This window comes from Mycobacterium sp. (assembly GCF_032162105.1).
Lineage (GTDB): Bacteria > Actinomycetota > Actinomycetes > Mycobacteriales > Mycobacteriaceae > Mycobacterium.
Window position 1 is genome coordinate 1 of sequence record NZ_JAVRPS010000209.1, and the last position, 11,581, is coordinate 11,581.

An 11,581-nucleotide genomic window follows, 5' to 3' on the forward strand; every position below is an offset into this window, starting at 1 on the left:
CGTCCATGTTGATGTCGATGACCTGCGCACCGACCTCGACCTGCTGCAGGGCGACCGACAGCGCGGTGTCGTAGTCCTCGGCCTTGATCAGGTTGCGGAACCGGGCGGAGCCGGTGATGTTGGTGCGTTCACCGATGTTCACGAACAGGGAGTCGTCGGTGATGTTGAGCGGCTCCAGGCCCGAGAGCCGGGTGGCCACCGGGATCTCCGGCAGCTCGCGCTGCGGCACGCCCTCGACGACCTTGGCGATCTCGGCGATGTGCGCCGGCGTCGTTCCGCAGCAACCACCGACCAGGTTGACCAGGCCGGCCTCGGCGAACTCGGCGATGTAACCGGCCTGACCCTCCGGGGACTCGTCGTACTCGCCGAAGGCGTTGGGCAGGCCAGCGTTCGGGTAGCAGGAGACGTAGGTGTCCGCGATTCGCGCCATCTCGGCGATGTAGGGCCTCATCTCCGGCGCGCCAAGGGCGCAGTTGAGGCCGACCGCGATCGGCTTCGCGTGCCTGATCGCGTTCCAGAACGCTTCGGTGACCTGACCGGACAACGTCCGCCCGGAAGCATCGGTGATGGTGCCCGAGATGATCAACGGCCAGCGGCGTCCGCGGTCCTCGAACAGCGTCTCGAGGGCGAACACCGCCGCCTTGGCGTTCAGCGAGTCGAAGATCGTCTCGATGATGAGGAGGTCGGAACCACCGTCGACCAGGCCGTTGGCAGCTTCGAGGTAGGCGGCGACCAGCTGGTCGTAGGAGACGTTGCGGGCTCCGGGGTCGTTGACTTCCGGCGAGATCGAAGCGGTCCGCGTCGTCGGCCCGATGGCCCCGGCCACGTAGCGGGGCTTCTCCGGGGTGCTGAACTCGTCGCAGACCTTGCGGGCCAGGGCAGCGCCTGCGTAGTTCAGCTCGTAGCCCAGCTCCGCCAAGTCGTAGTCGGAGAGCGAGACCGCGTTCGCGTTGAACGTGTTGGTCTCAAGGATGTCGGCGCCCGCCTCGAGGTACTCCCGGTGGATTCCCTCGATGATCTGCGGCTGCGTCAGATTGAGCAGGTCGTTGTTGCCCTGAAGAGCGGTCGGCCATTCCATGAACCGTTCACCGCGGTAACCGGCCTCGTCCGGCCGGTCCCGCTGGATCGCCGTGCCCATCGCGCCGTCGATCACCATGATCCGCTGACCGAGAGCAGCCGTCAGGTCATCGGTGCAGTCGGGGCGGATGTTCGGCTCAAAGGCGTTCACGTGCATTCCTTCCATAACGGAAGGCGTCCTTAACTCTGCCGAGCGTGGCGGATACCCGAGGGGAACCGGGACCCGTTGCAACGCCTCTCGACCAGAAAAGTCTACGTCGTCACCCGACGTCTGGACGCCCAGCTAGATCCGGCCCGCATGGCGATCGCGGTGCCCTTGATCGCCAGCTCGCGGATCTTGTCGACAATGTCGTAGTTACCAAGGTTAACCAGATTGCAGCCGAACGTATTTCGTGTCGACCGCGTCGGCGCCGGTGATCGTCGAGGGTGAGGTCGGCATCTTGCAGCTGGGTGCCCATCGCGCCATCACCGACGACGACACGCCGAGAGAGCGTGTCCAGTAGGTCCCTGTCATACGCGCGTTCGTTCGCAGCAACCACATGAACAGGGTAGTCAGTCTTCCCAAATCGCCGAGCAAACCAACCCGTGCGGAGATGACGCTCGCGCGTGCCACGCAGGGCTTACGCTGGCCTGGTGACAGACCTGCCCAAACTGCACGACACGATCATCGTGGCGGCCTTCGAGGGCTGGAACGACGCCGGTGACGCCGCCAGTGACGCGCTCGAGCACCTCGACGCCATCTGGGAGGCCGAGACCCTCGTGGAGATTGACGACGAGGCCTATTACGACTACCAGGTCAACCGCCCGGTGATCCGTCAGATCGACGGCGTCACCCGCGAGCTGGTGTGGCCATCGATGCGGATCTCGCACTGCCGCCCGCCGGGCAGCGACCGCGACATCGTGCTGATGCACGGCGTTGAGCCCAACATGCGGTGGCGCACCTTCTGCGCGGAACTGCTGGCGATCGCCGACAAGCTGAACGTCGACACCGTCGTCATCCTCGGGGCGTTGCTCGCCGACACGCCGCACACCCGGCCCGTCCCGGTCTCGGGGGCCGCCTACTCCCCCGAGTCGGCAAAGTTCTTCGGGCTGGAGGAGACCCGCTACGAAGGGCCCACCGGCATCGCCGGGGTGTTCCAGGACGCCTGCGTGGCCGCCGGAATCCCCGCGGTGACGTTCTGGGCCGCGGTTCCGCACTACGTGTCGCAGCCGCCGAACCCGAAGGCGACCGTCGCGTTGCTCCGGCGCGTCGAGGACGTGCTCGACATCGAGGTGCCGCTCGCCGACCTGCCGACCCAGGCCGAGGAGTGGGAGCAGGCGGTCACCGAGATGACGGGCGAGGACGAGGAGATCGCCGAGTACGTGCAGTCCCTCGAGGAACGCGGCGACGCCGAGGTCGACATGACCGAGGCGCTCGGCAAGATCGACGGGGACGCACTGGCCGCGGAGTTCGAGCGCTACCTGCGCCGCCGAGGTCCCGGGTTCAGGGGCTGAGTGGGGGATGGCACTGCTGCGCTCTTGCGCGGCACTGTTGGCTGTGCTGGGCGTTGTCGCGGCCTGCGCACCGGATGCCGGCGACTCCGCGGACTTCGCCCGCTCAGTCGACATCGGCGGGCGCAGCGTCTACCTGACCTGCCACGGCACCGCCGCGGCGGGCGAACCGACCGTGGTGCTGATCTCGGGCTACCACGATTCGTCGGACGTCTGGACCGATTCCGACGTGCTCGGCCTGATCGGGCCCGCCACCGGGCCGCCGGTGTTCCCCGCGCTGTCCGCCGCGCACCGGGTATGCGCCTACGACCGGCCCGGCACGTTGCGCTACGTCGGCGGCACCCCGCTGACCGACCGGAGCACACCGGTCGCCCAGCCCAGGACCGCACGGGACCTGGTCGCCGAACTCCACGACGTGCTGGCAGCGGCGGCGGTCCCCGCTCCCTATGTCGTGGTCGGGCACTCCCTTGGCGGGCTGATCGCGCGGGCCTATGCCCAGACCCACGCCGACCAGGTCCGCGGCGTCGTCTTCGTCGATGCGTTCAGTGCGTCCATTCCGGCCCTCTTCGGCGCCCGCTGGCCCGTCTACCGCGATCAGGGCCTGAACCCTCCCGCCGACCAGATGCCGGTGGCGTCGATGCGCGGCCCCGACTCCGAACGGGTCGACCTCGACGCCAGCGTCGCCGAAGTGCTTGCCGGGCCGGCATTTCCGAACGTGCCGGTGGTCGTGCTGACCAAGACGGAACCGTTCGCCGGGCTGAAGTCCTTCCCCGGGCTGCCCGCCGACGAGACCAACCGGCTCTACGAGCAGGCCCAGCGCGACGTCGTCGCACTCGCACCGGACACACCCCAGATGATCGCCACCGGCAGCGACCACTACATCCAGTTCTCCCAACCCGATCTGGTGGTCCGGGCCACCGAACTCGTCGAGCGGCGGGCCGCGGTCAGGCCCTGACCGGCTGCGGGGCCTTCCAGGAACCGTTCAGCGCATCGGGTTTCGGCCAGTACAGCCGCAGGATCACCTGGAACGGCCCCTTCGGGGCGGGCAGCCAGTTGGCCTCCTTGTCCGCGCCAGGCGACTCGTTCTGGAGGTACAGCGTGATCCCTCCGTCGGGCTCCTTGAGCAGGCTGGACAGCATCGGCGAGTTGATCAGGTACCGGTTCATCGGGTTGGCCACCAGCAGGCTCTGCGGCATCTCGTACATGGTCAGCGACCAGAAGGCGTTGACCGGCGGCAGCTGACCCGACGCGAAGTGGTACGTGTACTGGTCGGCACCGGTCAGTGGTTGGCCGGTGGAGTCGAACGCGGTACCCGGATAGATGGCCTCGTCCTTGCTGTTGCCGTAGATCCCCAGCACCGCGCCGGCCATCCGGTACAGGTAGTTGCCCGCCAGATACTGGGCGGTGCCGAATAAGTCGGCCGCACTCACCTGACCGGTGTCGACCTTGTCCTTCTTGAAGGCGTCGAACTCGCCCCAGGCGTCGGCCATGCCGCCTTCGATCGCCGACCGCATCTCCGGGCTCAGCTTGTCGGCGTCGAACGAGCCGTCAGGCGCGATCCCGATGGTGGCGAACCGGTCCCGCATCGCCTTCTCCGCGGGCAGTACCGGCGCGAACCGGAGGGCGAAGTTCATGATCTCGAAGAACTGCGGCGACGTCTTCTGCTGGTCGGGCGTCAGCGGTGGGACGAAGTCGATGGGCGGGGCAGGCGGGGGTGCCGGCTGGTTGAGATACACCGACAACGGCGTGACCTGATAGCCGTCCTGGATCTTCTTGACGTTGTCCAGGTCGGACGGACCGAGCAACTGCGTGCGGTACAGCACCAGGGCCAGGTCGGTGTCGCTACGGATCACCTTGTCGACACCCTCTGGCGCCCCGCCCTTCCAGTTCGGTCCGGCCAGCAGGTACTTGCCGCCGCCGTTGCCGGTGGTCCGGCTGCCGACGTAGTCGAAGTTGTAGGTGTAGCCGTCGATGAACTGCAGCGAGTAGTAGCGGTCCTGCTCGATCGACGGGACGGTCAGCACCAGGGGCTCGGCCCGCAGGTCGGCACCGACGGTCGAGTACGGGGTGTCGGAGTTCGGCGTCTGGACGGCGGTGTCCTGGGGCGTGTAAACCCTTGAGGTGTTGTGGATCTCGTTCCAGCCACCCTTGTACTCCGGATCCTCCTTGTTGACGAAGTACGCGTACTGCACGCGGTAGTCGTCGACCATCGGGAAGCCGTAGACGTAGGCCTCCTTGGCGATGGCGCGGGCTTGTTCGGGGCTGACGACGGCGGGGCTCGGCGGCGGCGCGGAGCTGATCACGTCCGGCGTCTCGTTCTTCGTGCATCCGACCAGGCCGGCGACGAGCGCGACGACGGCGACGATCTGCCTGATCAATGCTTTTCCAGCGCATCGGTGCGAGCGCTCATCGAGCGGCCGAGCGCGGCGACTTCTGCGTCCATTTGCGGTATGAGTTCGGGTACGGACTTCAGCACGGTGGACTCGCCGACTCGCGTCGACATCAGCGGCTTGAGCCATCGCATCACGCCCACCCAGCCGGGGCAGTTGACCTGGCGCTTGCGCCCTTCGATCCCCTTGATGAAGGCCTCGCCGCACTTCTGAACCGAAGTGGTCTTGCTCAGCGGGCCCGGCATTCGCTTGATCATTTCCCGGAGCGACGCCAGATCGGCCTTGCTCTCACGTACGAGCGGCGTGTCGATCAACATCATGTGCGCGGAGCCGACGGCGACACCCAGGTGCGCGACTTCCAGCCGCAACGCGTTGGCGAAGTGTTCGACGCCCGCCTTCGACAGGTTGTACGACGCGGCGCCGGGCAACGGCGCGTAGGCCGCGGCTGAGGAGACGATCAAGACGTAGCCGCGCCGCTCGACCACCGACGGCAACGCGGCCTTCACGGTGTGGAACACGCCGAGCGCGTTGACGTCGAGGAGCGTCTTGAACGCCGCGGGATCGACGTGCAGCACAGACCCGAAGGTCGCGATTCCGGCGTTGGCAATCGCGATGTCGATCCCGCCGAATCGGTCGATGCCCTTGTCGGCGGCCGATTGCATCTCCTCGAAGTTGCGCACGTCCGCGACGACCGTGAGCACCCGCTCCTCACCGAGCCGAGTGGCCACCTCCTTGAGCAGGACTTCGTCCAGGTCGGTGAGCACCAGCTTGGCGCCCTTGTCGTGCAGGCCGCGGGCCACTTCGGCGCCGATGCCGTTCGCGCCGCCGGTGATCAGCACGACTTTTCCGTTCACAGAACTCATAGCGCGAAACGTACTCCAGCCGGGGCGGCGGCGGGCCGATCTGACCGTCCTACAGCGCCACGCCCAGTAGCGCGTCGACGGCGGCTGCGACGGACCCTGGCACGTCGGCGTCGTGTCCGCCGTACTCGAGCGCGTCGGTGCTCCAACCATCCAGCGCGGCAAGGGCTTTCGGAGTGTCGAGGTCGTCGGCCAGGTACTGGCGGACGCGCGCGATCACGTCGGCGGCATCGGGGCCCGCGGTCAGCGTCGTCGCAGCGCGCCACCGCGCCAGCCGGGTCTGCGCCTCGGCCAGAACGGCGTCGCTCCAGGACCGGTCGGAGCGATAGTGCCCGGACAGCAAGCCGAGCCGGATCGCGGCGGGCTCGATGCCGTCGGCGCGCAGCCGGGAAACCAGCACCAGGTTGCCGCGGCTCTTGCTCATCTTGTGACCGTCCCAGCCGATCATGCCGGCATGCACGTAGTGGCGGGCGAATCGCCGCTCCCCCGTGACGGATTCGGCGTGCGCGGCGGAGAACTCGTGATGCGGGAAGATCAGATCGCTGCCGCCACCCTGGACGTCCAGATCGGTGCCGATCCTGGTGAGCGCGATCGCCGAACACTCGACGTGCCAGCCGGGCCTGCCCGGGCCGAACGGCGACGGCCAGCTGGGCTCGCCGGGCCGCTCGGCGCGCCACAGCAGTGCATCCAGTTCGTCGCCCTTGCCAGGACGGTCCGGGTCGCCACCGCGCTCGCCGAACAACCGCAGCATGGTGTCGCGGTCGTAGCCCGACTCGTAGCCGAACTGCGGCGTGGCGTCGGCGCGGAAGTACACGTCGGGATACTCCGCGTCATCGACGACGTAGGCGGCACCGGAGGCCAACAGCTTCTCGACCAGTTCCACAACCTCCGCGATGGCCTCGGTGGCCGCGACGTAGTCGTGCGGCGGCAATACCCGCAGCGCCGTCATGTCCTCTCGGAAGAGTTGGGTCTGCCGGTCGCCGAGCACACGCCAGTCCAACCCGTCCCGATTTGCCCGCTCGAACAGCGGGTCGTCGACGTCGGTGACGTTCTGCACGTAATGCACGCCGTGCCCCGAGTCCAGCCACAGCCGGTAGATCAGGTCGAAGGCCAGGTAGGTGGCCGCGTGGCCGAGATGGGTGGCGTCATAGGGCGTGATGCCGCAGACGTACATCGTGGCCGTCTGACCCGTCGAAACGGGACGGACCTGGCGGTCGGCGCTGTCGTAGAGGCGCAGTTGAGGGCCCCGCCCGGAAAGTTCCGGGACGCTCGGCGCCGGCCAGGATTGCATGGCGTCGACTCTAGGGTGTTCGGTCAGGACGTCCTCCCGATGGTGCGTCATCGAGTCATGGGACAACGGGCACGCCGATTACATTCCCGAACGGTGCTGGGGGTCCCCCGCTTGCGCGGGAGAGCGCAGCGACCGGGGAATTGTGACGGAGGGTCATAGGAGCGACCGGATGGCGTCGAGCAGCGTGCCGGACAGCTCCGTGCGGCACATGACGAAGTCGGGCAGGTACGGGTCGGGCCGGTTGTAGAGCAACGGCGATCCGTCCAGCCGCGAGGCGTGCAGCCCTGCCGCCTGCACCACGGCCGCAGGCGCCGCGGAGTCCCATTCCCACTGGCCGCCTGCGTGCACGTAGGCGTCGACGTCGCCGCGGACCACGGCCATCGCCTTGGCGCCCGCCGATCCGATGCCGATCAACTCGATGTCGAGCACGTCGCGTAGCCACCACAGCACCGTCGGGGGCCGGTTGGCGCTCGTCGCGATGCGGATCGGTCCCGGCACGCGCGGCGGGGGTGGCTCCACCGTGTCGGTGCGGTAGACCTCGCCGACGGCGGGCAGGCCAACCGCGGCATCGGTGATGCCGCCGTGGGTGCCGCCGCTGCGCTGCCACAGGGCGATGTGCACGGCCCAATCGGTGTGGCCGCGCAGCGAGAACTCCCTGGTGCCGTCGACCGGGTCGACGATCCACACGCGGTCGGCGCGCACCCGGGACAGGTCGTCGGCGGCCTCCTCGGACAACACCGCGTCGTCGGGGCGCTCTTCCTTGAGCCGATCCAGGATCAGCGTGTTGGCCCGCCTGTCGCCTGCGTCGCCAAGGTTGTACGGGTCGGAGAAGCCGATCTCCTCGCGCACGGTCAGCAGCAACTCACCGGCTTCACGAGCCACCTGCGCGGCCAGCGCCGCGTCCGTCACGCGGGCTCGGTCACTTGGGCTCGGCGCCGGGCGCACGGACCACCATCGGCACCGCAGGGAAGTACGCCGCCATCTCCGAACGCGACCGGCGCAGCGCCGCCGTGCCGAACCCGCGGTGGCGGTGGTCCGGGTGGATCCAGATCCGGACGTTGACCTCGCCGCCGAGCAGCTCGCCGAAGACCATGCCGACCTTGTCGCTGCCCTCCTCGACGACGAACCACACCGCCTCCTCGGCGGACACCCGCCCGAGCGCGGCGCTGATCTCGTCGTCGAGGCTGCCCGCGGGCGCCCCCGAACCGTCGCCCTTGGCGCCGACGTCGCTGGTCCTGGCGCCGAAGATGTCACGGTCGGCCTCCCCGGAGAAGACCCGCAGCACGAGGCTCTCCCCCGAGCTGGCCGGCCGCTCGCCGAGAGTGAAGCTGAGCTGCTTGTTCAGGTCCTCGAGTTCGTTGGCGATCCTGCGACGGGCATCCCGGGTGAGCTGGTTGAACGCCATCGCCATGACGGCTTCTCCGCCAAGCTGCGACGTGTCGAGCAGCGTCGAGATCGCCTCGACCGCGGCGGCCCTGTCGTCGGCCTCGACGATCACGTCGAGCACCTCGTGCCTGCGGTCGAGCGCCTTCTGCAGGGCGTCGGTGATCTCGCGGCGGGCGGCGGCCCGATCGTGTTCGGTCATGACGACGAGCGTAGAACACGCCCGTTCGCGGGGAGCGGGAGTTACCTCCTACGTCGAACGGTTCAGAACGCGGGCCACGGGATCGGACGGTGCCGGTCGGGGCTGGGCATCACCGGATCATCAAGCAGTCCAACCGCTCTGGCGTACAGCGCGGTGACCTCGCGGTCGGTGATGTGCGCGCTCAGCGCGTCGGCCAGCCCGTTCAGCAGGGCGTCGCGCAGGCGGGCCACCTCGGCCAGCGTCTCGTCGTCGACGGGCTTGCCCGCCCAGCCCCACAGCACGGTGCGCAGCTTGTCATCGGAGTGCAGGCTGACGCCGTGGTCCACGCCGTACACGCCGCCGTCGACACCGGAGAGGATGTGCCCGCCCTTGCGGTCGGCGTTGTTGATCAACACGTCGAACACGGCCATCCGGCGCAACCTTGCATCGTCGGCGTGCACCAGGGTGACCTCGTCACCGGCGTAGTCGTAGGCCCGCACGATCGGCAGGTACCCAGGCGGAACGTGGCCGGCAGGTAGCAGGTCGATCAGGTCGGGGCCTGCCCCCGGCTCGTCGTCGTCGATCGCGTCTCCTGGCTGATCCACCCACCGCTGCAGCATGCCGGGTCCGGCGGGGCCGTCGCGAATGATGGTGTAGGGCACGATGTTCCACCCGAGCGTGGCGGACACCAGATATGCGCCCAGCTCGCGACCGGCCAGTGTGCCGTCGGGAAAGTCCCACAGCGGCGCCTCGCCTGCGATCGGCTTGTACACACAGTGCATCTCCCGGTCGTCCAGCCGGGCCTCACACAGGAAGGTGGCGTTGCTCGCGGAGCGGATGCGGCCGAGGACGGTCACGTCGCCGCACCGCAACACCTCCCCCTCGACTCCCCCGTCGTCAGGTTTCGTCGTCATCGTCGGACCCACCTAGGGCGCCGCGCCGGTAACCGTTGGTGCGCACGCAGATGTGCCCATCCGGATCGAGCGGCTCGTCACACAGCGGACACGGCGGCCGCCCGGCCGAAATGACCCGGCTGGAGCGCGTCGCGAACTCGCGCGCCGACTCCGGCGACAGGAAGACGCGCACGGCGTCGGGACCGTCCTCGGCATCGTCGAGCACCACGGAAGCATCGAACTCGGTGTCGGACACTGCAAGCAGCTCGACGACGACCGTTTCGGCCTCCGAATCCCAGCCGAGGCCCATGGTGCCCACCCGGAACTCGGCGTCGACGGGCGTGACCAGCGGGCTCAGATCCCCGACGTCGCCCGTCTCAGGCGGGATCGGGGTGCCGAAGCGGCGGTTGATCTCCAACAGCAGCGCGGCGATGCGCTCTGCGAGGACGGCGACTTGCTGTTTTTCCAACATCACCGACACCACGCGCTTGTCGTGCACGGCCTGCAGGTAGAACGTCCGGTTTCCCGGCTGCCCGACTGTCCCGGCCACGAAGCGGTCGGGTGAGCGGAAGACGTGAATCGAGCGTGCCATGGCACCTTTCAAAATACCGGCATGAGCCCTGCTGTCGTAATCGCAGCGGGGACGGGATCAGTCAGTGGAACCACCGACGACGGCGTCGCCGCTCGGCTCCGGTTTGGCGAGCAGCGCGGCCGTCAGTGCGGCGCCGGTGTGGTTGACGTGCATGACGAAGGGCCGGACCGACGTGTAGCGGATCACGCTCATCGACGCGGGGTCGGCCGTGATCCGCTGAAAACTGTCGAGGTGCGTGCCGAGCGCGTCGGCCACCACGGCCTTGATCACGTCGCCATGGGTGCAGGCCACCCACAGCACGTCGGCGTCGTGTTCGGCGGCCAGCCGCTGATCGTGCTCGCGCACCGCCTCGACCGCGCGGGCCTGCACACGGGCCAGCCCCTCGCCGTCGGGGAACACCGCCGCGCTGGGCTGCTGCTGCACCACCGCCCACAGCGGCTCCTTGAACAACTCACCGATCTTGCGGCCGGTCCACTGGCCGTAGTCCACCTCGGATAGCCGCTCCTCGACCACCGGGTCCAGACCGAGCGCGGCGGCCAGCGGTGCCACGGTGCGTTCGCAGCGCAGCAATGGCGACCGCACGATCGCCTTGACCGGGAGCGAACCGATGCGTTCGACGATCCCTTGAGCCTGCTCGAGGCCCTTCTCGTCGAGATCGATGCCCTCGGATCGGCCGGCAAGGGTGTGGGCGGTGTTCGACGTGGACCGCCCGTGCCGCAGCAGGATGACTGTCATTGCGCGGCAATCGTGCCCGTGCCGAGCAGGATCAGCACGATGACGCCGACGATCACCCGGTAGCCGACGAACCAGTACATGCTGTGGCTCACCAGGAACTTCAGGAACCATGCGACGGCGGCGTAACCGATCACGAAGGCGATGACTGTGCCGACCAGCAACTGCAGGCCCGTCGCGCTCATGCCTGCGCCTTCGGGGTGGAAGGCATCGGGCAGCGAGAACAGGCCGGACGCGAGCACGGCGGGGATGGCCAGCAGGAAGCCGAACCGCGCCGCAGCCTCACGCTTCTGCCCCATGAAGAGTCCCGCGCTGATCGTTGCGCCGGACCGGGACACCCCAGGAATCAGCGCCAGACACTGGACCGAGCCGATGACGAGGCTGTCTCGCCAGGTGAACTGCTCGATGACGCGGGTCTGCTTGCCGTAGTACTCGGCAGCGGCGATGACGGCGGAGAAGACGACCAGCGCAGTCGCGATGATCCACAGGTTGCGGACGTCGCCACGGATGTAGTGCTTGAAGATGAGCCCGGCCGCCCCGATCGGGACCGAACCGAGGATCACCCACCAGCCCAGCCAGTAATCGGGCGTTCGCCTCGCCTTGTCGAACAGTCCGCCGAACCACGCCTTCACGATCCGCACGATGTCGCGAGCGAAGTAGATCAACACCGCAATCTCGGTGCCGATTTGAA

12 protein-coding genes and 1 pseudogene are annotated in these 11,581 nt (G+C 68.2%); 2 read left to right on the top strand and 11 right to left on the bottom strand.

Annotation, left to right across the window (positions count from 1 at the left end; genetic code table 11):
- A partial coding sequence (locus QOC69_RS10560; protein ID WP_526439128.1) for a homocysteine S-methyltransferase family protein occupies positions 1-1,234 on the bottom strand: 1,234 nt, incomplete at its 3' end.
- Positions 1,235-1,350: 116 nt separating this feature from the next.
- Positions 1,351-1,616: pseudogene (locus QOC69_RS10565) on the bottom strand (hypothetical protein); the annotation flags it as partial.
- Positions 1,617-1,707: 91 nt separating this feature from the next.
- On the opposite strand from QOC69_RS10565, the gene QOC69_RS10570 reads away from it, so the two are divergent.
- Complete coding sequence (locus QOC69_RS10570; protein ID WP_526439130.1) at positions 1,708-2,571, top strand: PAC2 family protein; 864 nt, start codon at positions 1,708-1,710, stop codon at positions 2,569-2,571.
- Positions 2,572-2,578: 7 nt separating this feature from the next.
- Complete coding sequence (locus QOC69_RS10575) at positions 2,579-3,523, top strand: alpha/beta fold hydrolase (protein WP_526439110.1); 945 nt, start codon at positions 2,579-2,581, stop codon at positions 3,521-3,523.
- On the opposite strand, the gene QOC69_RS10580 is transcribed toward QOC69_RS10575, so the two are convergent.
- The 9 genes from QOC69_RS10580 to QOC69_RS10620 form a co-directional block, all read right to left on the bottom strand.
- Positions 3,513-4,946 carry a DUF1254 domain-containing protein gene (locus tag QOC69_RS10580; protein WP_526439112.1) on the bottom strand — a complete coding sequence of 478 codons (1,434 nt, stop codon included), beginning with the start codon at positions 4,944-4,946 and terminating at the stop codon, positions 3,513-3,515. The two genes, QOC69_RS10575 and QOC69_RS10580, sit on opposite strands and share 11 nt — an antisense overlap.
- Positions 4,943-5,821, bottom strand: a complete 879-nt coding sequence (locus QOC69_RS10585; RefSeq protein WP_526439114.1) for an SDR family NAD(P)-dependent oxidoreductase — start codon at positions 5,819-5,821, stop codon at positions 4,943-4,945. The genes QOC69_RS10580 and QOC69_RS10585 overlap by 4 nt, the downstream gene beginning before the upstream one ends.
- A 49-nt stretch (positions 5,822-5,870) precedes the next feature.
- Complete coding sequence (gene mshC, locus QOC69_RS10590) at positions 5,871-7,109, bottom strand: cysteine--1-D-myo-inosityl 2-amino-2-deoxy-alpha-D-glucopyranoside ligase (RefSeq protein ID WP_526439132.1); 1,239 nt, start codon at positions 7,107-7,109, stop codon at positions 5,871-5,873.
- A 153-nt stretch (positions 7,110-7,262) separates the two neighbouring features.
- Entirely contained in the window at positions 7,263-8,018 is a 756-nt protein-coding gene (locus tag QOC69_RS10595) for a 3'(2'),5'-bisphosphate nucleotidase CysQ (protein WP_526439116.1), read from the bottom strand.
- A gap of 10 nt (positions 8,019-8,028) precedes the next feature.
- Positions 8,029-8,694: a GNAT family N-acetyltransferase gene (locus QOC69_RS10600; RefSeq protein WP_526439118.1), complete on the bottom strand. Its 666-nt coding sequence runs from the start codon at positions 8,692-8,694 to the stop codon at positions 8,029-8,031.
- A 62-nt stretch (positions 8,695-8,756) separates the two neighbouring features.
- A complete protein-coding gene (locus QOC69_RS10605; protein ID WP_526439120.1) occupies positions 8,757-9,587 on the bottom strand; it encodes an Rv2133c family protein in 831 nt (276 codons plus the stop codon).
- Positions 9,571-10,158, bottom strand: a complete 588-nt coding sequence (locus QOC69_RS10610; protein WP_526439122.1) for an Rv2134c family protein — start codon at positions 10,156-10,158, stop codon at positions 9,571-9,573. The genes QOC69_RS10605 and QOC69_RS10610 overlap by 17 nt, the downstream gene beginning before the upstream one ends.
- 57 nt (positions 10,159-10,215) lie before the next feature.
- Positions 10,216-10,893 (bottom strand): histidine phosphatase family protein, encoded by a 678-nt coding sequence (locus QOC69_RS10615; RefSeq protein WP_526439124.1) that lies wholly within the window; start codon positions 10,891-10,893, stop codon positions 10,216-10,218.
- Positions 10,890-11,581, bottom strand: a 692-nt coding sequence (locus tag QOC69_RS10620) for an undecaprenyl-diphosphate phosphatase (RefSeq protein WP_526439126.1), incomplete at its 5' end; no start/stop codon positions are given. The genes QOC69_RS10615 and QOC69_RS10620, both read right to left, overlap by 4 nt.